This is a genomic window from Bartonella sp. OC68QHHN (genome assembly GCF_042193875.1).
GTDB classification, from domain to species: Bacteria; Pseudomonadota; Alphaproteobacteria; order Rhizobiales; family Rhizobiaceae; genus Bartonella; species Bartonella grahamii_A.
Window position 1 is genome coordinate 458764 of record NZ_JBHIME010000023.1, and the last position, 22783, is coordinate 481546.

The 22783-nt window shown below is 35.5% G+C and carries 19 protein-coding genes and 1 pseudogene; 9 read left to right on the forward strand and 11 right to left on the reverse strand.

Going from position 1 to position 22783, the window contains the following annotated elements; translation table 11 throughout:
* The first annotated feature begins 18 nt into the window (after window positions 1-18).
* A complete protein-coding gene (locus tag ACFIJ0_RS04535) occupies window positions 19-882 on the forward strand; it encodes an endonuclease/exonuclease/phosphatase family protein (RefSeq protein ID WP_375624812.1) in 864 nt (287 codons plus the stop codon).
* 4 nt (window positions 883-886) lie between these two features.
* Here the strand turns inward: ACFIJ0_RS04535 and polA are convergent, their stop codons facing one another.
* The 6 genes from polA to ACFIJ0_RS04565 all read right to left on the reverse strand — a co-directional run bounded on the left by polA (window position 887) and on the right by ACFIJ0_RS04565 (window position 7690).
* Window positions 887-3799, reverse strand: a complete 2913-nt coding sequence (gene polA, locus ACFIJ0_RS04540; RefSeq protein WP_375644250.1) for a DNA polymerase I — start codon at window positions 3797-3799, stop codon at window positions 887-889.
* Window positions 3800-4098: 299 nt separating this feature from the next.
* Window positions 4099-4806 carry a DNA polymerase III subunit epsilon gene (dnaQ, locus tag ACFIJ0_RS04545; protein WP_375644251.1) on the reverse strand — a complete coding sequence of 236 codons (708 nt, stop codon included), beginning with the start codon at window positions 4804-4806 and terminating at the stop codon, window positions 4099-4101.
* A gap of 4 nt (window positions 4807-4810) precedes the next feature.
* Window positions 4811-5395, reverse strand: coding sequence for a dephospho-CoA kinase (gene coaE / locus ACFIJ0_RS04550; protein ID WP_375624815.1), 585 nt, complete (start codon window positions 5393-5395; stop codon window positions 4811-4813).
* Window positions 5392-6264, reverse strand: coding sequence for a shikimate dehydrogenase (locus tag ACFIJ0_RS04555; protein WP_375644252.1), 873 nt, complete (start codon window positions 6262-6264; stop codon window positions 5392-5394). Before ACFIJ0_RS04555 ends, coaE begins: the two co-directional genes overlap by 4 nt.
* Window positions 6257-6853 (reverse strand): Maf family nucleotide pyrophosphatase, encoded by a 597-nt coding sequence (locus tag ACFIJ0_RS04560; protein ID WP_375624817.1) that lies wholly within the window; start codon window positions 6851-6853, stop codon window positions 6257-6259. Before ACFIJ0_RS04560 ends, ACFIJ0_RS04555 begins: the two co-directional genes overlap by 8 nt.
* Window positions 6854-6865: 12 nt before the next feature.
* Entirely contained in the window at window positions 6866-7690 is an 825-nt protein-coding gene (locus ACFIJ0_RS04565) for a pyruvate, water dikinase regulatory protein (RefSeq protein WP_375624818.1), read from the reverse strand.
* A gap of 545 nt (window positions 7691-8235) precedes the next feature.
* Here ACFIJ0_RS04565 and rho point away from each other — a divergent pair.
* From rho to ACFIJ0_RS04595, 6 genes are all read left to right on the forward strand, one after another.
* Window positions 8236-9501, forward strand: coding sequence for a transcription termination factor Rho (gene rho / locus ACFIJ0_RS04570; protein ID WP_375624819.1), 1266 nt, complete (start codon window positions 8236-8238; stop codon window positions 9499-9501).
* A 31-nt stretch (window positions 9502-9532) separates the two neighbouring features.
* Window positions 9533-10840, forward strand: coding sequence for a tRNA uridine-5-carboxymethylaminomethyl(34) synthesis GTPase MnmE (mnmE, locus tag ACFIJ0_RS04575; protein WP_375624820.1), 1308 nt, complete (start codon window positions 9533-9535; stop codon window positions 10838-10840).
* Window positions 10841-10945: 105 nt separating this feature from the next.
* On the forward strand, window positions 10946-12814 hold the full coding sequence (gene mnmG / locus ACFIJ0_RS04580) for a tRNA uridine-5-carboxymethylaminomethyl(34) synthesis enzyme MnmG (RefSeq protein ID WP_375624821.1): 1869 nt from the start codon (window positions 10946-10948) through the stop codon (window positions 12812-12814).
* Window positions 12814-13461: a 16S rRNA (guanine(527)-N(7))-methyltransferase RsmG gene (gene rsmG, locus ACFIJ0_RS04585; RefSeq protein ID WP_375624822.1), complete on the forward strand. Its 648-nt coding sequence runs from the start codon at window positions 12814-12816 to the stop codon at window positions 13459-13461. The genes mnmG and rsmG overlap by 1 nt, the downstream gene beginning before the upstream one ends.
* A gap of 6 nt (window positions 13462-13467) precedes the next feature.
* Window positions 13468-14265 (forward strand): ParA family protein, encoded by a 798-nt coding sequence (locus ACFIJ0_RS04590; protein WP_375624823.1) that lies wholly within the window; start codon window positions 13468-13470, stop codon window positions 14263-14265.
* Between the two features lie 41 nt (window positions 14266-14306).
* Window positions 14307-15212, forward strand: a complete 906-nt coding sequence (locus ACFIJ0_RS04595; protein ID WP_375624824.1) for a ParB/RepB/Spo0J family partition protein — start codon at window positions 14307-14309, stop codon at window positions 15210-15212.
* A gap of 458 nt (window positions 15213-15670) precedes the next feature.
* Here ACFIJ0_RS04595 and gloB read toward each other — a convergent pair whose 3' ends face one another.
* The 5 genes and pseudogenes from gloB to dapF form a co-directional block, all read right to left on the reverse strand.
* The gene (gloB, locus tag ACFIJ0_RS04600) at window positions 15671-16432 is read right to left on the reverse strand and encodes a hydroxyacylglutathione hydrolase (RefSeq protein ID WP_375624825.1); all 762 of its coding nucleotides are present in this window, start codon (window positions 16430-16432) and stop codon (window positions 15671-15673) included.
* A 69-nt stretch (window positions 16433-16501) separates the two neighbouring features.
* Window positions 16502-17188, reverse strand: a complete 687-nt coding sequence (locus ACFIJ0_RS04605) for a septation protein A (protein ID WP_375624826.1) — start codon at window positions 17186-17188, stop codon at window positions 16502-16504.
* Window positions 17185-18439 (reverse strand): annotated as a pseudogene (gene ftsY, locus ACFIJ0_RS04610) (signal recognition particle-docking protein FtsY). The gene ACFIJ0_RS04605 and the pseudogene ftsY overlap by 4 nt, the downstream one beginning before the upstream one ends.
* Window positions 18440-18453: 14 nt before the next feature.
* Window positions 18454-19737, reverse strand: coding sequence for a tRNA (N(6)-L-threonylcarbamoyladenosine(37)-C(2))-methylthiotransferase MtaB (gene mtaB, locus ACFIJ0_RS04615; RefSeq protein ID WP_375624828.1), 1284 nt, complete (start codon window positions 19735-19737; stop codon window positions 18454-18456).
* A complete protein-coding gene (dapF, locus tag ACFIJ0_RS04620) occupies window positions 19737-20588 on the reverse strand; it encodes a diaminopimelate epimerase (RefSeq protein ID WP_375624829.1) in 852 nt (283 codons plus the stop codon). The genes mtaB and dapF overlap by 1 nt, the downstream gene beginning before the upstream one ends.
* A 226-nt stretch (window positions 20589-20814) precedes the next feature.
* Here dapF and ACFIJ0_RS04625 point away from each other — a divergent pair, with 226 nt between their 5' ends.
* Window positions 20815-21360, forward strand: coding sequence for an AprI/Inh family metalloprotease inhibitor (locus ACFIJ0_RS04625; RefSeq protein ID WP_375624830.1), 546 nt, complete (start codon window positions 20815-20817; stop codon window positions 21358-21360).
* Between the two features lie 98 nt (window positions 21361-21458).
* The gene (gene zapE, locus ACFIJ0_RS04630) at window positions 21459-22658 is read left to right on the forward strand and encodes a cell division protein ZapE (RefSeq protein WP_375644279.1); all 1200 of its coding nucleotides are present in this window, start codon (window positions 21459-21461) and stop codon (window positions 22656-22658) included.
* The last annotated feature ends 125 nt before the right edge of the window (window positions 22659-22783 follow it).

Consider the following 22783-nt stretch of genomic DNA (forward strand, 5'->3'; position numbering starts at 1 on the left):
GACTATTCTTTTCGCAAAATGACAAAAATACCTTATAAGCAAAAATTTCCTTGGTTTACCGGTTTTATCCAACAAAAACTCCATAGTTCCTTTTTAAATGCAATTCACAGCTGCTCTCATCATCAATCAAACATCATTAATCAAAATAGTAATTATGATCTGACCGTTGCTTCCTATAATGTGCATAAATGTGTAGGTGTTGATAAAATTTTTAATCCTACAAGAATTGTCCGTGTTATTACTGAATTACAAGTTGACATCCTTGCTCTTCAAGAAGCAGATAAACGTTTTGGAGAACGCATCGGTTTAATTAATCTTCAGCTATTAAAAGCTGAAACCGGTTTGATTCCTGTACCTCTTAATACTATGTCACCTCATGGCCATGGTTGGCATGGTAATGCTCTTTTTTTGCGAAAGGGATATGTACGTGATGTTTTACAAGTCACTCTTCCTAGTATTGAACCACGTGGGGCTGTAATTGTAGAGTTGGAAATGCCAGCAGGCCCTATTCGTATTATTGCGGCTCATTTTGGCTTATTACGTTACTCTCGTAAACAACAAACAAAAATGCTCCTTGAAATTTTCCAAAAACGCTCCCTTATGCCTACACTCCTCATAGGAGATTTTAATGAATGGCGGAGGGGAAAAGGCTCATCTTTAAATCATTTTTCTCCCTATTTTGATAACACTTTTGAAGTTGTACCAAGCTTTCCCTCTCGCTTTCCTTTTTTAGCCCTTGATAGAGTTTTTTCTTTTCCCCACCAATTGGTAACAAGTATTGAAAATCATCATTCACCGCTTGCACGCATTGCTTCAGATCATTTGCCTATCAAAGCCTATCTTAATCTTTCCAACGCAATCAACATTCTTAAAAATAAATAAAAAATTAATGTGCTTCATCCCAATTTTGAGCCGTCATGACTTTTACTTCAAGCGGTACAGATAAAGATAAAACCGGCATTGTAGCATTTTCCATAACATTTTTAACAACATCCATGGTTTTTTTACTCTCTTCTTCTGGTACTTCAAAAATCAGTTCATCATGCACTTGCAGCAACATTTTTGCTGATAGTTTTTCTTCTTTTAAAACATCTTCCATCTGTATCATAGCGCGGCGAATAATATCGGCCGCAGAACCTTGAATTGGAGCATTGATAGCTGCTCGCTCATTAAAAGAACGAATTTTTACATTCTTTGCTTTTATTTCTGGATAATGAATACGACGTCCAAAAATTGTTTCTACATAACCATTTTCACGTGCAAAGATTTTGGTCTTCTCCATATAATCTTTAATTCCTGGAAATCTTTCAAAATACAGTTGAATATAACGACCCGCTTCTTGGCGTGAAATTCCCAATTGATTGGCTAATCCGAAAGCTGAAATACCATAAATAATACCAAAATTAATCGCTTTTGCACGCCGTCGTATATCTGAATGCATTCCTTCTATCGCAACACCAAACATTTGTGACGCCGTTATAGCATGAATATCATACCCTTTAGCAAAAGCTTCTTTTAATGCTTTTATATCCGCAATATGTGCAAGAATGCGCAATTCAATCTGACTATAATCAGCAGAAAGTAACACATGTCCTTTGGGAGCAATAAAAGCTGTTCGAATTTTACGTCCTTCAGCTGTTCGTACTGGAATATTTTGCAAATTTGGCTCTGATGATGATAACCGCCCTGTTGATGTTATTGCCAAAGAATAATTCGTATGAACTCGCCCTGTTTTTGGAAAAATATAAGAAGGCAAGGCATCTGTATAGGTAGATTTTAGCTTTGCAAGTTGACGCCACTCAATAATTTTACGCGGTAAAATATGACCTTCAGCAGCCAACTCTTCTAAGGTCTGTGCAGAAGTTGACCATTGTCCACCCTTGGTTTTAGCTCCTCCGGGCAATCCCATTTTACCAAAAAGGATATCTCCTAATTGCTTTGGCGAAGCAAGATTAAATTTTTCATCAGCTTGTTTGTAAATTTCCTCTTCTAGAATCAAAGCAGCTTGTGCTAATTCTCCTGAAAGGAGTAACAAAATCTGCCGATCAATAAGAATCCCACGTTCTTCCATTCTTACCAGAATTTCTACAAGGGGTCGATCAAGACGCTCATAGATTTTTGTCATTCCACGAGCAACAAGTTGCGGTTTCAATACTTGCCAAAGGCGTAGTATTATATCAGCACCTTCCGCCGCATAAAGGGTTGCTTGTTTTAAATCTACTTGTGCAAAAGAAGTAATTTTTTTTCCGGTATGCGTTAAATCTTTATAGGAAATTGGTTTATGCTCAAGCCAACGTTCAGACAAATCATCCATATTATGGGATAACGTTCCAGCATCAAAAGCATATGATAAAAGCATGGTATCATCAAAAGAGCTTATAGTAATGTCGTATTGCTTCATCACTAACCAATCATATTTTATATTCTGACCAATTTTTAACACCGCTGAATCTTCTAATATCGGTTTTAAAAGTGCTAAAGCTTTTTGGGTTTCAATCTGCGAGGCAATACGTCCGCCCCTCATCAAAAGGTCCTCTTCTCCTTCATCCAAATGTTCAAGAGGTATATACGCTGCTTTTTCTGGCTGTAATGCAAGTGAAAAACCAACAAGCTTTGCTTGCATCGGATCAAGAGAGGTTGTTTTAGTATTAAAAGCGAAAAAACCCTGCTCGTGTGCTTGTGATAACCACTCTTTTAAAATTTCCTCATCAAGAATTGTTGTATAAGCATCTCTTGTAATTTTTTGAGTCAGCGCTTGATCTTTACGTTTTTGTGCAAAAACTTGTGGAGAATTTTCAGAAAAATTACGAAGAGATGTGCGCTCAGTATTATTGATATCAGAATCATGTCCGTGGCTCAGTTTTTCCCATTCAACATCTACATCAAGTGCATCAATAACAGCTGCATCGCATGTCGTTGCCTCTGCCACGCGACGCGTTAATGTTGAAAATTCCATCGCTTTCAAAAAAGCAATTAAACGTGGACCATCTTGTGGCTCCAAAATAAAATCATCTAAATCCTTATCTATAGGAACATCTGTTTTAAGCCTAACAAGTTCACGAGAAATTTTAACTTGTTCTCTATAAGCTTGAATGTTTTCACGTCGTTTTATCTGTTTAATTTCTGTTACATTTTTCAATAAAAAATCAAGAGAATCAAACTGATCTAACAACTGAGCTGCAATTTTTGGACCAATGCCTGGAATACCCGGTACATTATCCGTTGAATCTCCAATTAATGCTTGTAAATCAATCATTTTTTCAGGTGCAACACCCCATTTTTCTACAACTTCTGAGATACCTATATGCTTGTCTTTCATTCCATCATACAAAGATACATGCGTATTTACGAGTTGCATAAGATCCTTATCAGAAGAAATAATAGTTGTTTTTGCCCCAACCTTTGTTGCCAATTTTGCATAGGTAGCAATTAAATCATCCGCTTCAAAGCCTTCCTTTTCAATACAAGGCAAATTAAAAGCCTTCGTTGCTTGGCGTATTAACGCGAATTGAGGAATTAGATCTTCAGGAGGTTCAGCACGATTCGCTTTATATTCAGGATAAATTTGTTTCCTAAAAGTATCAGATGAATAATCAAAAATAACAGCAAAATGTGTTGGAACAATACCCATAGCTGTATTACGAGCATCACAAAGTAATTTCCATAACATATTACAAAAACCAGCTACTGCTCCTACAGGAAGTCCATCCTTTTTACGTTTTAAAGGTGGCAAAGCATAATAAGCACGAAAAACATAGCCTGATCCGTCAACCAAAAAAAGATGATCTGTTGCTTTCATGACAATTTTATTTCTCCATTTCAGCTAAAAAACAAATGACCCTTATATATTTTTTTATTTTGCCTCTAAAAAGCCATTTTTTCTTTTCATAAGACATGAAGTCGTTGCACTTTATATTAAGTACCTAGAGCTTTTCTTTGCTGTTACAGGATTAATAGCTTTCATTTTGCTCCTCCTATGATAGCTGAGGTACGATGTAGCGACAAGGTCGTTGTGGTGTTCCCCTCCCCACAACGACCGTTTTTTTGACATCCATATTCTCTAATTTAAATGGTGACTTTTTTAGAGAAAAGATGATGTTATTCATAAATTTTGAAGTTATTCCACAGAGCTTTTTCACCCATATTTTTGATAAAATCAGCGTGCAACCTTTTTTCTTGCGGACTCAATCTTGAAGGTAAAGCCTGTGGGCGAATTTTAACTGCATAAGATGTATCTTTATCATTCTGGATATGTTCATCAACACCCCTTCTATTATCAAAACCCAATACACCTTGCTTTCCACCAATCAGTTCAATATAAACATCGGCTAGAATCTCTGCATCAAGCAAAGCACCATGAAGAACACGATGGCTGTTATCAATTCCAAAACGTTTGCATAAAATATCAAGCGAATTAGGACCCATAGGAAATTTACGCCGTGCCATAGCCAGTGTATCAAGAATATTATCAACACTGATAAGCGGTTTATTGACGCGTTTTAATTCTGCATTAATAAAACCAATATCAAAACTCGCATTATGCGCAATCATTGTCGCGCCTTTGATAAATTCCAAAAATTCATCAACAATATCAATAAAACTTTTCTCGTTTTTTAGGCGTTCATTGGTTAATCCGTGAATTGCTACAACTTCATCAGGAATAATAACGTCTTCAGGGTTTAAATAAACATGAAATTGGCGCCCCGTAAGATAACGATCAACCATTTCTACACAACCAATTTCGATTATGCGATCTTTTTCTTTATCTAAACCTGTTGTTTCTGTATCAAAAATAATTTCCCGCATGATTTCAATTCTTTAGTTTTTTTATCACATCAAAAACTTGTTGACGTGTATTCTCTAAATCTTTCCCTGTATAAATAATAAAATCAGCACGTTCTCGTTTTTTTTCATCCGGCATTTGTTGAGCATTGATAAAGGCAAATTTTTTCTCATTCATACCTTGGCGAATCATTACACGTTCTTTTTGTATTTCTGGTGGAGCAGAAACAACAATAACGCTATCCACACGACTTTCACTATTTTTTTCAAACAGAAGTGGAATATCAAGAATAACTAATTTTTTTCCTTGTTCACGCGCTATATCAATAAATTCCCTTTCTTTTTCTTGCACCAAAGGATGAATTATTTTTTCTAATGTTTGTAATTTTTCCTTATCATCAATCAAAATTTCAGAAAGTTTCAAACGGTTAACTTCACCGTTTTCCACAACACCAGGAAAAATACGCTCTATGAATGACAAAGATGGCTCACTTTTATAAAGCTGTTGTACTGCTTCATCAGCACTAAAAACAGAAATACCCGCTTGCTTGAAAAAATCAGCAACTGTTGTTTTTCCCATAGCAATTGATCCCGTTAATCCTATGATCTTCATTCTCTTTTTTCACTCATATCCTCTAAAATGGCTGTCCGTAACGCTTTTGTTACCTGTGGTCTTATTCCAAACCACTGTTCAAACCCTATAACAGCCTGATGTAGAAGCATCCCAAGCCCATCAACCGTCTTGAGATCACAAGCCTTTGCCTGTTGTAAAAAAGGAGTTATCAATGGTGTATAAATAATATCTGTTACTAACGCCGTTTTTTTTACTCTATGAAAGTCGCAAAAAAAAGAATCACTTTTTTCTTCTGGATTTTTTATGCCAATAGAGGTTGTATTAACAATCAAATCAGCTTGATGAAGTATTTCATGGATTTTATGCCAATCATAAACTTTAATGTTTTTTCCAAAATGCTGAGCTAAATTATCGGCGCGTTGTTTTGTCCGGTTAATCAAATAAATCTGTTCAAATCCGCGTTTTTTTAAGGCATATATGATAGCGCGTGCGGCACCACCTGCTCCAAAAATAAGAGCTGTTTCCCCTCCCCAATCAGATGCAAAATCATCAAGATTAGCGCTAAAACCATATGCATCGCTATTCGTAGCACAAAGCTTATCTCCTTCGTACCAAAGTGTATTAACAGCACCAATCATTGTTGCTTTCTCATCTTTAAAATCTGCTAAACGAAAAGCTTCCTGTTTATAAGGCAAAGTAACATTTCCTCCACAAAAGCCTATTTTTTGTAAAGACTCAATAAAATGACTGAATTCTTCAGATGTTACTTCTTGTGCAAGATATTCTCCTTGTAAACCATATTTTTTAAGCCAAAAATTGTGAATTTTTGGCGATTTTGAATGATTAATTGGAGAACCAACAACAAAAGCACGCGGATAATTTGTTTTTTTTATTGTTAAGTCAACCATCAATAATTCCTAAATGACGCAGTTTTATGAGTAGAGGCAGCAAAGGTAAACCAATAATGGTAAAAAAATCTCCATCAATTTTTTCAAAGAGATGAATCCCTTCCCCTTCAATTTGATATACTCCCACACTATTTAGAACATTTTTTCCTACGCGTGCTAAATAACGTTCAATAAATTCTGACGAGAGCAAACGAACGGACATATGTGCACTAAAAGCTTCAACCCAAATTTTTTGACCATTTTTAAATAAAGCTACCGCACTATGAAGAGAATGGGTTTTTCCTGATAACTCACATAAACGTTGATGTGCTTCCTTAATATTTGTTGCTTTATGAAAAACTTGACCTTCCAAATCAAGTACTTGATCACAACCAATAACGAAAGCATCAGGAAAACGATCTGAAACATTTTTTGCTTTTGTGCTCGCAAGAAAACAGCTGAGTTCTTTAGGTGTTTTTTCTTTTGCTTTTTTTTCTACTTCTCTTTCATCAAAAGAAGCTCCTTCAATGAAAAAATTTAAACCTGCTTTTTTTAATAATTTTGCACGATAAAAACTAAGAGATGCTAATATTAATGTATCTGCGTTCATAAGAATTTTTACTCATTTTCCTTCACGAAATCGTGATAAAAGTTCAAATATTTCAGCAGCAGTTTCTTCAATAGAACGTCTTGTGACATCAATAATAGGCCAACCAAAACGTTCGCAGATGCGTTTTGCATAGATTAATTCTTCAGCTATGTTGATACGATTTGTATAACTATCAAGAGCAAAACCTTCTCCCAAATCTCGATTTTGGCGGATATGTGAGATTCTTTCAGCTGAAGCAATTAAACCAATAGTTAAAGAGTTTTTTGCCTCTAAAAGGGATTTTGGCAAATCAATATTAGGAATAAGAGGAACATTAGCCGTTTTTATTCCGCGATTTGCTAAATAGATACTTGTTGGCGTTTTAGAGGTTCTTGAAATTCCCACAAGGATCACATCTGCTTCGGATAAGCTAGTGGAAGACTGTCCATCATCATGCTCTATTGTAAAATCCAATGCCTCAATACGGCGAAAATAATCTGCATTAAGATCATGTTGTGCGCTTGCACGTAAATGTGTTGGCATTCCAAGGTAAGACTGAAAAGCATTTAAAACAGGATGCAATATATCAATACAGGGAACTTTTATTTTTTTACACCTTTTTTGAAGAAGAAGTTTAAGTTCTTCTTCAATCATTGTGTAAAGAACAATACCTGGCTCTTGTTGTATTTCATCAAGAGCTTTTTGTAACTGTATTTTATTACGAATCATAGGATAGATATGCTCTGTTGCCTGACTCATTGCATACTGTGATGCTACAGCTCTTCCAACAGAAATTAATGTTTCTCCCGTTGCATCAGAAAGCATGTGTAAATGAAAGAATTTTTTTTCTTTTGTCACAAAAATTTTAACTCCTTGTTAAGAAATGTGTATATATCTTTACCGTTTTTTATAAAACTAAAATTTAGGAAAAATTCTCCGTTTTTATGCACAAATTAAATGCTTGTGATAATTTAACTCCTCTTATAAAAAAAGAGGGGATAATATCTTTAAGATAATGTTATTTTTATTCTTTTTTTAGTTACTTTTGTGGATAAAATTGAGGATAAATAATAATCCACATTAAACACAGTTATAAATAAGAAGAATCCTTTCTTTAATATAAATTTATTAATATAAATTTCTGTGTAAAATACTTTTGAATAGCATTTCATTAATGCTATAATTTTAATTCACGTTTTTGTTATAAAATAATTAAATACTTTTTGTATTTTACATTTTTTCATATAATTACTTAAATATTATAGGAATAAATTTCATATAAATGGTACTTGCAGATTGAAAAAATTGAGTGTAAAATATTTCTTTTTCTTAGAATATTTCATTCATAAATTTCCATAAATTATTTAAGATAATCTTCTCCTTAATTACAAAGAGCATATTTCATGCAAAAAATGAAACTACAAGAACTTAAAAGCAAAAATCCCGTTGAACTTGTTTCTTTTGCTGAAACATTAGAAGTTGAAAATGCCTCCCTTATGCGCAAACAAGAATTAATGTTTGCTATCTTGAAAAAACTTGCTCTACAAGATGTAGAAATTATAGGAGAGGGTGTTGTTGAAGTTTTACAAGATGGATTCGGATTTTTGAGATCTGCTGACGCTAATTATCTTCCTGGTCCTGATGATATTTATCTTTCACCTACACAAATACAGTCATTTTCTTTGAAAACAGGTGATACCATTGAAGGACCTATACGCAGTCCAAAAGAGGGAGAACGTTATTTTGCTCTCCTTAAAATTAATACAATTAACTTCGAAAAACCTGAGAAGATTCGTTATAAAATTCACTTTGATAATCTTACTCCTCTTTATTCAAATGAGCGTTTCCAAATGGAAATACAAGATCCTACAGAGAAAGATATGTCATCACGCGTGATTGATTTGATATCTCCACTGGGAAAAGGACAAAGAGGATTAATTGTGGCTCCTCCTCGAACAGGAAAAACAGTTTTACTTCAAAATATTGCTCATTCTATTACCACTAATCATCCTGAATGTTATCTCATTGTTCTTTTAATAGATGAACGACCAGAAGAAGTTACTGATATGCAGCGTTCAGTAAAAGGAGAAGTAGTTTCTTCTACTTTTGATGAACCTGCAATACGTCACGTACAAGTAGCAGAAATGGTGATTGAAAAAGCCAAACGCCTCGTCGAATATGGACGCGATGTTGTTATTCTTCTCGATTCTATTACACGTCTTGGGCGTGCATATAATACAGTTGTTCCTTCTTCGGGTAAAGTTTTAACAGGTGGTGTGGATGCAAATGCTCTCCAGCGTCCAAAACGTTTTTTTGGAGCAGCACGTAATATTGAAGAAGGCGGATCTTTAACCATTATTGCAACGGCTTTGATTGATACAGGAAGTCGTATGGATGAGGTTATTTTTGAAGAATTTAAAGGAACAGGTAATTCGGAAATTGTTCTTGATAGAAAAGTTGCTGATAAGCGTATTTTCCCTGCTATGGATATTTTAAAGTCAGGAACGCGTAAGGAAGAACTTCTAGTAGAACGACAAGATTTGCACAAAATTTTTGTTCTTCGTCGTATTTTAGCATCTATGAATGTAACAGATGCAATTGAATTTTTGATTGATAAATTAAAGCAAACAAAAAATAATAGTGAATTTTTTGATTCAATGAATACGTAGAGTCATTAAAGTTTTTATTAGGATAAAACCTGTGGATACAATCTTTGCTGTTTCGAGTGGGTTGTTACCTTCAGGGGTTGCAGTCATTCGGCTTTCTGGTCCTCATGTCGTAGATATAGTTAAAACGCTTTGTGGTCGTTTACCTAAAGCACGTTTTATGCATTATGGAAATCTTACTGCTCGTGATGGTAGTTTTTTAGATTCTGCTTTAACTGTTTTTTTTCCTGCTCCTAATAGTTTTACGGGGGAAGATTGTGCAGAATTCCATTTACATGGAGGAAAAGCCGTTGTTAGTCGTTTTCTCGATGAATTGTCGACATTTTCTGGATGCCGTATTGCAGAAGCAGGTGAATTTTCACGTCGTGCTTTTATGGAAGGAAAATTAGATCTTGTTCAAGCAGAAGGTCTTGCTGATTTAATAGAGGCAGAAACGGAAAGCCAACGGCGTTTAGCTGTTATGGGTGCAAGTGGACATTTAACGACGCTTTATCGTGATTGGCGTCATAAGCTTATGAAGGCGCGTGCTTTTATTGAGGCAGAACTTGATTTTGTTGATGAAGAAGATATCCCCAACGCAATATCTGATAAAATTTGGAAAGATGTTGAGGATCTTTGTACTTCTCTTAGAGAATATATTATTGAAGGAGAGCGTGCGAGTATTTTACGTGATGGATTAAAAATTGTTATTGCTGGTGCTCCAAATTCCGGAAAATCAAGCATTATGAATCGTCTTTCAGGAAGATCTGTTGCTATTGTAACAGAAGAGGCAGGAACAACTCGTGATGCTTTAGAAATGAGAATTATTCTTGGTGGTTTACCTATTTTTTTAACGGATACTGCTGGTTTTAGAAAAACAGAAAATAAAATAGAACAAATGGGAATAGAAATTGCTAAACAGCATGTTAGGGAAGCTGATTTGGTTATTTTGGTTTATGATATAGGAAATCCTAAGCAAGTTGATTTACCAGAAACATCGGCTGAAATATGGTGTGTTGGCAATAAGCTTGATCTTTATGAAAAAAATGATCAGCGTTGGTCTATACAATTTTCCGCATTAACTGGTTTAAATTTTGATTATTTTATCAAAGAACTTGAATCGTTTTGCCATCATCGTGCTTCTGAAATAGGAAATATTGTTCCGGCGCGTAAAAGACAACTTCAATTATTAAAGGAGGCTGTTAAAGAGATTGAATTTTCTCTTAATTATCATTCTCTTGATCTTAGTTTACGTGCAGAACATCTCCGTTGTGCAAGTGATTTTCTTGGGAGAATTACAGGAGATATTGATGTTGAAGATTTACTTGATATTATTTTTTCAGAGTTTTGTGTTGGTAAATAATGATTCACGTGAAACATTGATTATTTCATAGACAGATTACAAAGATTGTGTAATTTATATACTGTTTCACGTGAAACCTAGAATATTTTCTACGGAATGAATAAAATGCAATCATATGATGTTGTTATTGTTGGTGGTGGTCATGCTGGCTGTGAAGCGGCTTCAGCTTCAGCGCGTGTAGGAGCCAAAACAGTGCTTATTACACATAAAATATCAGAACTTGGAACAATGTCGTGTAATCCTGCTATTGGAGGACTTGGAAAAGGGCATCTAGTTCGTGAAATAGATGCGTTAGATGGTCTCATGGGAAGAGCAGCAGATGCTGCTGGAATTCAGTTTAGACTACTTAATAGACGTAAAGGACCGGCAGTAAGGGGACCACGGACACAGGCGGATCGGCAACTTTATAAAAAAGCAATTCAAAAATTATTAAAAGAACAAGAAGATCTTACTCTTATTGAGGATGAAGTTATTGATCTGGTTGTTAAAGATAATTGTGTATCAGGTGTTATTTTAAAAAAACAAGGAACAATTTTATCTGGTGCTGTTGTTTTAACAACAGGGACATTTTTAAATGGCTTTATTCATATTGGTGATAAAACATGGGCTGCTGGACGTATGGGAGATCAGTCAAGTGTGCAACTTGCTCAACGTTTAAAAAATTATCATATAAAACTTGGTCGATTAAAAACAGGAACCCCTGCTCGTTTAAGTAAAAAAACAATTTCTTGGGATCATCTTCTAAAACAACAAGCGGATGAAAATCCCATTCCCTTTTCTCTTTTAACAGAGAAAATTGAACAGCCACAAATTGAATGTGCAATAACACGTACAAATGAGAAAACACATAAAATTATTCGCGATAATATTTATCGTTCTGCTTTATATTCTGGAAATATTGAAGGATTAGGACCACGTTATTGTCCTTCTGTTGAAGATAAAATTGTTAAATTTGGAGAACGTGATGGACATCAGATCTTTCTGGAACCAGAAGGATTAAATGATGATACTGTTTATCCAAATGGTCTTTCTACTTCTCTTCCTGAAGATGTACAAATTTCTCTATTGAAAACCATTGAAGGATTGGAAAATGCTATAATTTTGCAATCTGGTTATGCTATTGAATATGATTTTGTTAATCCACAACAATTAACGAGAAGCTTAGAATTACGTTCTTTACCGGGTTTGTTCTTAGCAGGCCAAATTAATGGTACAACAGGATATGAGGAAGCAGCAGCACAAGGACTTTTAGCTGGATTAAATGCGGCACGTAAAGTAGGTAAATTAGATGAAATACTTATAAGTCGTTCTACCGCTTATATTGGTGTTATGGTTGATGATTTAGTTTCGCGTGGTGTTTGTGAACCTTATAGGATGTTTACATCACGTGCTGAGTTTCGTTTATCTTTACGATCTGATAATGCTGATACGCGTTTAACACCTTTGGCACAAAAATGGGGTATTGTGAGTAAAATACGTTGGGAACGTTACCAGAAAAAACAACAACAGCTTGATCAAGCTCGATCAATATGTCAAAATCTTTTTTTAACACCTAATGAAGCTTCTGCTCATGGATTACACGTTAATCATGATGGAATTCGACGCTCGGCTTATGATTTTCTTGCTTATCCTCATATTACTTTAGAGTGTCTTTCAGATTTTTGGCCACAATTACAAACAATTGATTCTAAAACAGCAGAATCTTTAGAAATTGAAGCACAATATGCGGTTTATTTAGATAAACAAGCACAAGATATTGCCTCTCTTCAGAGAGATGAGCGTTTAGAAATTCCTTCTTCTCTTGATATTCAGGGAATTTCAGGTCTCTCAAATGAACTTAAATCAAAAATTCAAGAAGTGTCGCCGCGTTCAATTGCTGATGCACAAAAAATTGATGGTATGACACCCGCCGCGTTATCGCTTATTATTACATATATTCAACGTCAACGACGTGAAAAGGCTAAAACAGCTTAATGGATTTTTCTACAGAAAAAAAATATCGACAATTATTAAATATTATTCCTTCTGTTTCACGTGAAACGATGGAAAATTTAATTCAGTTTGAGTCTTTAATACTTCAATGGAATGCGCATATTAATTTGATATCTGCTACAACAATACCAGATCTATGGACACGGCATATTCTAGATTCAGCACAAATTTTTCCTTTGTATGCTCATTCTTTACATTGGTGTGATTTAGGATCAGGAGGAGGTTTTCCTGCAATTGTGATTGCTATCTTTTTGAAAGAAAAAAAAATAGGACATATTAATCTTGTTGAAAGTAATGGGAAAAAAGTTTCTTTTTTGCGAACAGTTATTGCTCAACTTAATCTTCCAGCAACAGTTTATCACGCTAGAATTGAAGATGTATATCAAAAAATTCCCATATCAGATATTATAACGGCACGGGGATTAGCGCCGCTCAATACTCTTTTACAACTTATTTTTCCTTTATTAACAGAAAAAACAATCGCTCTTTTGCAAAAAGGTCGGGATTACGCTACAGAAATAAAAAATGCCTCTGCCAATTGGCACTTTGATCTGTTAGAACATAAAAGTAAAGTTGATGAAAATTCTGTTATTTTGGAAATTTCTCATATTAGATCATATAGAGGGTAGAGCAAAATGAGCGAAACAAGAATTATCGCTATTGCAAACCAAAAGGGTGGAGTCGGAAAAACAACCACAGCAATTAATCTTGCAACAGCTTTAGCGGCTATTGGTGAAAATGTCCTGATTATGGATGTTGATCCACAAGGTAATGCTAGTACAGGTTTAGGGATTGATCGTAATAACCGTCCTTTATCTTCTTATGATGTTTTGGTTTCGGGAGTTTCAATTACACAGGCGGCTTTAAAAACAGCAGTACCCAATCTTCATATAGTTCCCTCTACACTTGATCTTTTAGGTGTGGAAATGGAAATTTCTTCATCACAAGATCGCATACAACGCTTACGTAAAGCTCTCTATGATGATCCGGAAATGGAAAAAAAATTCAATTATGTTTTAATTGATTGTCCGCCATCACTTAATCTTCTTACGCTTAATGCTATGGGGGCTGCAGATTCTGTTTTGGTACCCATGCAATGTGAATTTTTAGCACTTGAAGGTTTAAGTCAATTACTTGAAACAGTAAAACAAGTGCGATCCGTACTTAATCCATCTTTAGAAATCCAAGGTATCGTTCTAACAATGTATGATGGACGTAATAATCTTTCAAATCAAGTTGTTGAAGATGTACGTTCTTTTATGGGAGATAAAGTTTATCGTACTGTTATTCCGCGAAATGTGAGAGTATCAGAAGCACCCTCTTTTGGCAAACCTGTATTGCTTTATGATCTCAAATGTGCTGGGAGCCAAGCTTATTTGCGTCTAGCATCAGAAATGATTCAACGTGAAAAACAAGCACGTGCTGCTGCTTAAAAATGTAAAAATTTTTGTAAGAAAACTCAAAGAGCAAAATTATGAATGATGATCAATCAAAAAAAAGACTGGGTCGTGGATTAGCGGCATTAATTGGGGATATCAGTTTAAACAACGATCTTACACGTTTATCAAATACTGACAAATTTACAGAGTCCAATACAGTTTCTTCTGTTTCTGAACTATTTGTTCCACTTGAATCTATTTCATGCAATCCACATAATCCGCGGCGCCATTTTACCGATTCAGAACTTGATAATTTAGCACAATCAATTCGCCAGCACGGTGTTGTTCAACCTGTTATTGTAAGACCATCACGTGATCATCCTCATCGGTTTGAATTAATTGCTGGCGAACGGCGTTGGCGTGCTGCACAGCGAGCCAATTTAAATAAATTGCCGGTTATTGTTCGCGATGTAGATGATAAAACGGCTTTAGAATTGGCAATTATTGAAAATGTTCAACGTGCTGATCTTAATCCTATCGAAGAAGCAATGGGATATGAAATTTTGCTGAATGAACATGGATATACGCAGGCAGATTTAGCGCAAGTTATTGGAAAAAGTCGTAGTCATGTTGCTAATACGCTTCGTTTGTTAAAACTTCCACCAAAAGTACAACAATTCTTAACCGATGGGCAACTCTCCGCTGGTCATGCACGCTGTCTTATCACTGCTGAGAATCCACAGGATTTAGCTGAAAAAATTATTCGCGAAGGGCTTTCTGTGCGCCAAACGGAAATACTTGCATATGAACAGGCAAATCCAAAAGTCAAAAAACGAACTGCTGTTGAGAAAGATACAGAAACAAAATCTTTAGAAAAATTACTTGCAGATGTGATCGGAATGAAAGTTACTATTAGGCATGGCAAAAAAGGTGGTGATTTAAAAATACGCTACTCTTCACTAGAACAATTGGATGATATTTGCCAGCGTTTGCAAAACTAATTAATTATCTAAAATAGTACGAATTTTATCAGTATATTTTTGATCGAAATTTTAATTATCTGAAGATATAGTATTTTTTTATGAAGAGAATTTCTTTATCTTCAAAGACTATTATTGCAGCTAAAGTTGTTTGAATAGCCATGGGACCAATAACATAATCTTTAGGTGAGATATTATGTTTTCTTAAAAGATCCGTTAGTTTTGGTTTAGCGGAAATAGAAGCAATGAACCCTTCAATACTGTTATCATTTCCGGTATTGGATGCCTCTGGCTCTGGAGATAAATCCTCAATTTATTTGTTTTAATTATTCTATTTTTGAGAGGAATTCTTCTGTTAAAGGATAATTTTCAATGAAATGCGTGAAATCGAATTGACTATCTGTTTCCTTTTCCTCTGTCATTATTAGTTGAGTGTATATTATGAAAAGAAAAAAAATGTAATACGAACTTGAACATGTTTAAAAATTATCCTTTCTTCTTCGAATTTCAGCAAAGACGTCTTCATCTGTTTCTTCTTCCATTGCAAGGTTTCTTCGCAACGTAGCATCATCCCAGCGGAGAAAAGGATTGGTGGCTTTTTCTTGTTCTAAGGTTACTGGTAAAGTCATAGCGTTTTTTGCACGTAGAAAAAAAACTTCTTCTACTCTTTGACGAAGTTTTTGATTATGTGGATCAAGTGTTAATGCGAAAAGAGCATTGTCTTTTGTATATTCATGTCCACAATAAAGAAGTGTCTTATCGGGAAGTTGACGAAGCTCTTTTAAAGAGTTCAGCATTTGAGCGGGTGTTCCTTCGAAAAGGCGTCCACAACCGAGAGAAAAAAGTGTATCTCCAGCAAAGAGTACACCTTCCTCGGGAAAATAATAAGATAATGCACCCAAAGTGTGACCAGGTGTTGAAAGAGCTAAAAGCGGGTACGTGCCAAAGAAAAGATTTTCATCAGGTTGAAGTGTTTGATCAAGATGATTAATTTTTTCTTTCTCTGCTTCTGGTCCAATAACCATAGCGTTGTATACTTGTTTTAATTCTTTTAGGGCTTCTACATGATCGTGATGATGATGAGTTACAAAAATAGTCTGAAGTGTCCAGTTACGGCGTTTTAAGGCGTTATGAATCGCTTCACTTTCAGGCGCATCAATTGCAGCTGTGTAGCCGCTTTTTTCATCATGAATGAGTACACCAAAATTATCTTTTCGACAAATAAACTGTTCAATTAACATATCTTTTCTCCATGAACAGCGTGCGGCCCTAAATCTACAAAATAATCTAGAGTTATGGACGCATTATATTTAAGAATCAGATTTATCCTCTTCTGTGAAAAGTCCTTTTGAATGTTTCATAATGATAGGCATTTGGGTAAGTATAAAGAGGACTGTTAGAGGCATAACGCCAAATACTTTAAAACTTGTCCAAAAATTATTGCTAAAATTGCGCCAAATGATTTCATTCAAAAGAGCAAGAAAAACGAAAAAGAATGCCCAACGATAGGTAAGTTTTTGCCAGCCTAAATCATCAAGTTTTAAGGTAGAATCAAGAGCATAACGTAAAAGTGGTTTTTTAAAATACATACCACCAAAGAGGATGAACGCAAATAAGCTATTAATAATTGTTGGTTTCATTTTGATGAAAGTATCATTGTGAAGCCAAAGAGTTAAAAACCCAAAGACTAGAACAAATATTCCTGAAATAAGAGGCATAATAGGAATTTGTTTTGCAAGGATCCATGATAAGCTTAGAGAAATAATAATCGCTATCATAAAAATAGCTGTTGCAGGGAAAATAGGTTTACTAAAATTTTGAAAAAATCCAATGTTTTTTATCAACCATTCTCCCTTATAATTGGCAAAAAAGAAGGCAACCAATGGGCCCATTTCTAAGAGGAACTTAAATGTTGGTGAGAGAGGGGTTTTCTTATTGTTATTCATATTTTTTTCAGAATTATTGTGTGAATTAGGGTTAGATAAAGGCTGTTTCATGTATGTTTTCCTGCGATAGTTTCGGCAAAGTCAGAAGCAGAAAAAGGTTGAAGGTCTTCAATATTTTCTCCTATACCGATAAAATAAACGGGTAATTTATATTTTGCTGCTATAGCGACAAGAATTCCTCCTCGTGCAGTCCCATCCAGCTTTGTCATGACTAAACCATTAACACCAGCAATATCACGGAAAATCTCCACTTGGTTGAGTGCATTTTGTCCGGTAGTTGCATCAAGCGTTTGAAGGATCGTATGGGGTGCTTGGGGGGTGTGTTTTTTTAAAACACGAATAATTTTTGCCAACTCATCCATCAATTCAGATTTATTTTGTAAACGCCCTGCTGTATCAATAATTAATACATCACTGTTTGCTTTTTTTGCTTTTTCATAGGCATCAAAGGCTAAGCTGGCGGCATCTGCACCCAATTTTGTCGAAATAACAGGAGAATCAGTACGATTACCCCAAATATGCAATTGCTCAATAGCTGCGGCTCTAAAAGTATCACCAGCTGCAAGCATAACTTTTAATCCCCCTGCTGTTAATTTTGCTGCAAGTTTTCCGATAGTTGTCGTTTTTCCAGTGCCATTTACACCTACCAGCAAAATAACATGAGGCTTATAGCTGAGATCAAGTTCTAAAGGCATTGCGACAGATTCCAGAACTTTTTTGATTTCATCAGCTACAATAGAATGAATATCATCTGGGGATAGGTCTTTTCCGTAACGACTGGAAGCTAAAGTATTTATGATGCATGTCGCCGTTTCTACTCCAAGATCAGCTTGGATAAGGATATCTTCGAGCTCTTGCAATGTATCTTCATCAAGTTTTCTTTTAACAAAGAGGTCGCCGATTGATCCGCTTAGGCGTTGTGAAGAAAGGGATAGACTTTTTTTTAGGCGCCCAAACCACGCTATCTTTTTTTGTTCAACAGAAGATTCAGATAAAATTTCTTCATTTTTTTTTTTCAAGGATGTTGTCTGTGACAATAATTTTACCAGAAAAGGGAATTTTATCAGAATGGGATTCTAGAAATGGAGATTTTTCGTCATATTTTGTAAGTGTTGACTCTCGATTTTTTGTTTGTTCTTCTTTTTCTGTGTCTGTAGAGATTTGGTTATTTTTTGTCCTTTCATTTTTGTCTTTATTTTCTTCTATTATATCGCTTTTATCAGGAATAGAAGTCTGTTTTTCTATTTCCTGCTCTTGAGATTTGTTAAAATAGAATATTTTTTTAATAAAAGATTTCGTCATAAGAATTTTCCTGCTCAAGCAGCGTTTAATTTTGGAAGGACAGCAATCAATTTAGCGCCATCATGATCAACGATAAGAGCTTGAACAATTGTTCCTGCTTTTGCACCTTTAACTTGTACAAGAGTATAATCTTCTGTTCGTCCAATTTCATCTTTTTCAACAAGAATTGTTTGTAGACTGTTTTGTAAATGAGCAAGATGCTTTTGGTAAGCCTCATCCCCTGCTTTACGCAACTTTTCAGCACGCATCTTAACTATTTTACGGTTGATTTGTGGCATACGTGCGGCAGGTGTTCCTTCTCTTGGACTAAAGGGGAAGACATGGAGATGGGTTAAATTACAATCTTTGATTAAAACAAGACTGTTTTGAAACATCTCTTCTGTTTCTGTAGGAAAACCAGCAATTAAGTCGGCACCATAAACCATTGTAGGACGTTTAGCGCGCAATTCTTGGCAAAATTGAATGGCATGTTCGCGCAGATGGCGTCGTTTCATCCGTTTTAAAATCATATTATCACCTGCTTGCAAAGATAAATGCAAATGGGGCATGATCCTTGTTTCATAAGTTAAAAGATTGATGAGTTCTTCGTCTGTTTCAATAGAGTCAATAGATGAGAGGCGTAATCGCGCTAAGTCAGGGATATGATGCAAAATTGCTGAAGTTAATTTTCCTAGAGTGGCTTTTCCAGGAAGATCGTGGCCATAACTTGTAAGGTCAACACCTGTAAGGACCACTTCTTGGATACCCTCATCTATCAGCTTTTTAATTTGTTCTATGACAGCACCCATGGGAACTGAACGAGATGGTCCACGTCCATAAGGAATAATGCAAAATGTACAGCGATGATCACATCCGTTTTGTACCTGTACAAAAGCGCGGGTGCGCTCTTGTATTGCACTGACCATATGTGGAGCAATTTTTTGTACTTCCATAATGTCATTGATACGCACCTTTTCGGAGTGGTTAATACCAAAATCAGGAAGTTGACGATAAGAATGAGCGTGAAGTTTATCTTCGTTTCCTAAAACGAGATCCACTTCTGTCATGGAGGCAAAATTTTGTGCTTCTGTTTGGGCTGCACATCCTGTTACAATGATACGTGCATGAGGATTTTCACGTCGTGCTTTGCGGATAGCTTGTTTTGCTTGTCGTACGGCTTCAGCAGTGACAGCACAGGTATTAAAAATAATAGCACCATCTTTAAGCTGATCTAGCCCTGAAGAAGTACTTTCTTTGCGAATGATTTCTGATTCGTAGCTATTAAGTCGACAACCAAAAGTCACAATTTCTATTGCCATCAGGAGTGATCCTTTTTGTAAAACCCTGTTAAAGGGCTTAAAAAACCACTAAATTGATATTTTATTGGTCCTGTCATAATAACGTGATCGTCTTCTCGGTAAAAAATATTAAGTGTTCCCTTTGGTAAGTTTACATCAATATGGCGTTGTGTAAGACCACGACGATAAGCAGCCACTGCACTTGCACAAGCAGCACTCCCACATGCTTGTGTTAATCCTGCTCCTCGCTCCCATGTACGTAAATTTAGACTTTTCTTTGACTTTATGCAAGCAATGGAAATATTGCACTGTTCGGGAAACAGGGGATCATGTTCAAGTTTTGGCCCATATTTTTCTAATGGAATATGTTGAATATCATTTTCAACAAAAAAGATAGCATGGAGATTGCCAATGGATATGAGACAAGCATCTTTTAGGGGACCAGCCGTAATTTCTACGTGATTGGTATCAACTATTTCACGTGAAACAGGCATCTCTTTTGCATTGAAATTTGGGCATCCCATATCAACAGAAATAAGATTATCGGTTTGGTATTTCCCTTCAATAATTCCAGTGGGAGTTTCTAAACGAAATTTTTCATCAAAATTGTGATCTTTAAGCCATGCAATGACACAGCGGGTACCATTGCCACAAGCTTTAGCCTTTGAACCATCAGAGTTCCATATTTCTATGCGGAAGTCGGCTTTTTTCTGGGTTGGTGTGTGGATGGCCATGATTTGATCAAAATGCATTTCAGGATCTGTCGACAAAGCAAGGATTGCTTGTGGTGTAAGAGTATGAGTACTTTCACGCATATCAACAACAATAATTTGATTTCCAAGACCGTCCATTTTGCTAAATGGCGTTTTCATGAAACTTCTCTATTTCTAATGATTACCTATAAAGAGATATATGACTGAAAATCTTATAAATTTCTAGTGTTTAATAAATATAAAATCGGGTGCATAAATTATTTCTTTTAAAATTAAGTGATTTTAACCTGTTTTTTTTAATTTGTTAATTTATCTTTGTAACTATAATAAAAGTTCACTTAATTTTTTTGTGAACTTATTTATTGTCGTGGGAGAGAGTACAGATATGTCGTTTTCAAAAATTTCGTTTTTCGTTGCACTATCAACTGTAATGCTTTTAGGGGGATGTTCGACAACACGGTTTGACAGTAATGACGGTAGTAACGCATTAGAAGTTTTTTATCCATCTCAACAAATGACAACATTGGAAGTGTCTGATCTGTCATCTACTTCTTCGTCGATATCTGAGTCAGCAAACGCTTCGATGTATGAGAAAGGAGATTCTCAGAGTGATGGACGAATGGCTAATCTCGAATTGCCAAGTAATGCTACTGATTTATTTCCTGCAAGTATTGCTGGCGTATGGAATCTTTCTATGGGGGGAAAAGTTTGCCGGATCGCAACACCGCAAACAAAGTTTGGACAGGGGTACCGTGCTGGCCCTTTACAATGTCCAGGAATTGCTTCCCAAGTGAGATCGTGGGCTGTTAAAGGAAAAAGATTATATTTTTATAATAACTCTGGACGTGTTATCTTTGTTCTTTACTCTTCAAATGTCGATCGTTTTGAGGGACGTACACTTGATGATCATCCCGTTGTTTTAAGTCGTTAAATCATTTTTGATCGTTTATGAAAAATTAAGCTAGACGGACAGATTCGTGAAAAGTATTTGTATTTTTCATTGAGAACGGTTTGAAAAAGGTTACTTGGATGCTTCTCGTTTCAACACGTTATAAAGAGCTTGTCTCGAAAGGAGAGGTTTGTTTTGATCCTGCTCAATTAGCTATAACAGAATATTTTGATCTTTTATTAAAAAAAATCGCGGAACAAAATATCTCTCGTCCTTGGACTTGGATATTTTGCTCTTTCTTTAATAGAATATTTAAAAGGAAAAAACAAAATATTTCTTGTGTTGGAAAACAATGGGATGAAAAAGACTCTTTTCAGGGATTGTATATTTGTGGTGAAGTAGGACGGGGCAAAACCATGCTGATGGATTTGTTCTTTTCTTGTTTGCCTAAAGGTCATAAAAAGCGTGCCCATTTTAATGATTTTATGACTGATGTGCATGAGCGTATTAATTTTTATCGTCAAGCATCTGGATGTGTAAAATTTAAACAAGATAATCCTATTTTAGCTGTTGCTGAAGATCTTGCACGAGAAGCAAAGGTACTTTGTTTTGATGAGTTTAGTGTAACAGATATTGCTGATGCTATGGTATTGGGGCGGCTTATTTCTGCTTTGTTTGATAAAGAAATTTTCTTTATTGCGACTTCAAATGTGGCGCCGGATAACCTTTATTATAACGGTTTAAATCGTGAACTCTTTTTGCCTTTTATTCAAGTTTTGAAAGCATATGTTCGTGTTGTTAATCTTGATGCAAAAACAGATTATCGTCTTGCAAAATCAAATCTACAGCCTGTGTATGTAGCACCTTTAGGGAAAAAAGCAGATGAATGCATGGATCAAGCATGGGCACTTGTATTGCAAGGACATAAGGAGATATCTGATGAGCTTTCTATAAAAGGCCGCTTTATTCCTATTCCGCGCGTTGGTGCAGGATGTGCACGCTTTGATTATGGAGATTTATGTGCAAAGCCTTTAGCAGCGACTGAGTATTTGGTATTAGGGGAACGTTATCATACGATTTTTATTGATAATGTACCGGTCATGGATGATGCATGTCGCAATGAAACAAAACGGTTTATTTTGCTTATTGATATTCTTTATGAGCGCCACATACGGTTATTTATGTCGGCAGCGGCAGGGGTGGGGGATTTGTATAAAGGGCATGCGCAGATTGCGGAAACATTTGAATTTCAAAGAACACAGTCACGTCTTTTTGAAATGCAAAGCCACGATTATTTAAAACTTTGGGAAGAACATTTTCTTTTGAAGAAGAAGCATTGATTATACTTTTACCTTTACGTAAACTGTAAAAACAATAAATCTTTGAAATTAAAGAAATGTAATAATTCTGTTGTATTTTTTTTAAATTCACTTTATCGATACATCGTGATAATTTTCTAATAGTT

Excerpts from the sequence above, each read along its gene's own strand:
- ACFIJ0_RS04535 (WP_375624812.1), top strand. The coding sequence starts at position 19 with ATGACAAAAATACCTTATAAGCAAAAATTTCCTTGGTTTACCGGTTTT.
- polA (WP_375644250.1), bottom strand. The coding sequence starts at position 3,799 with ATGAAAGCAACAGATCATCTTTTTTTGGTTGACGGATCAGGCTATGTT.
- dnaQ (WP_375644251.1), bottom strand. The coding sequence starts at position 4,806 with ATGCGGGAAATTATTTTTGATACAGAAACAACAGGTTTAGATAAAGAA.
- coaE (WP_375624815.1), bottom strand. The coding sequence starts at position 5,395 with ATGAAGATCATAGGATTAACGGGATCAATTGCTATGGGAAAAACAACA.
- ACFIJ0_RS04555 (WP_375644252.1), bottom strand. The coding sequence starts at position 6,264 with ATGGTTGACTTAACAATAAAAAAAACAAATTATCCGCGTGCTTTTGTT.
- ACFIJ0_RS04560 (WP_375624817.1), bottom strand. The coding sequence starts at position 6,853 with ATGAACGCAGATACATTAATATTAGCATCTCTTAGTTTTTATCGTGCA.
- rho (WP_375624819.1), top strand. The coding sequence starts at position 8,236 with ATGCAAAAAATGAAACTACAAGAACTTAAAAGCAAAAATCCCGTTGAA.
- mnmG (WP_375624821.1), top strand. The coding sequence starts at position 10,946 with ATGCAATCATATGATGTTGTTATTGTTGGTGGTGGTCATGCTGGCTGT.
- rsmG (WP_375624822.1), top strand. The coding sequence starts at position 12,814 with ATGGATTTTTCTACAGAAAAAAAATATCGACAATTATTAAATATTATT.
- ACFIJ0_RS04590 (WP_375624823.1), top strand. The coding sequence starts at position 13,468 with ATGAGCGAAACAAGAATTATCGCTATTGCAAACCAAAAGGGTGGAGTC.
- ACFIJ0_RS04595 (WP_375624824.1), top strand. The coding sequence starts at position 14,307 with ATGAATGATGATCAATCAAAAAAAAGACTGGGTCGTGGATTAGCGGCA.
- gloB (WP_375624825.1), bottom strand. The coding sequence starts at position 16,432 with ATGTTAATTGAACAGTTTATTTGTCGAAAAGATAATTTTGGTGTACTC.
- ACFIJ0_RS04605 (WP_375624826.1), bottom strand. The coding sequence starts at position 17,188 with ATGAAACAGCCTTTATCTAACCCTAATTCACACAATAATTCTGAAAAA.
- mtaB (WP_375624828.1), bottom strand. The coding sequence starts at position 19,737 with ATGGCAATAGAAATTGTGACTTTTGGTTGTCGACTTAATAGCTACGAA.
- dapF (WP_375624829.1), bottom strand. The coding sequence starts at position 20,588 with ATGAAAACGCCATTTAGCAAAATGGACGGTCTTGGAAATCAAATTATT.
- ACFIJ0_RS04625 (WP_375624830.1), top strand. The coding sequence starts at position 20,815 with ATGTCGTTTTCAAAAATTTCGTTTTTCGTTGCACTATCAACTGTAATG.
- zapE (WP_375644279.1), top strand. The coding sequence starts at position 21,459 with ATGCTTCTCGTTTCAACACGTTATAAAGAGCTTGTCTCGAAAGGAGAG.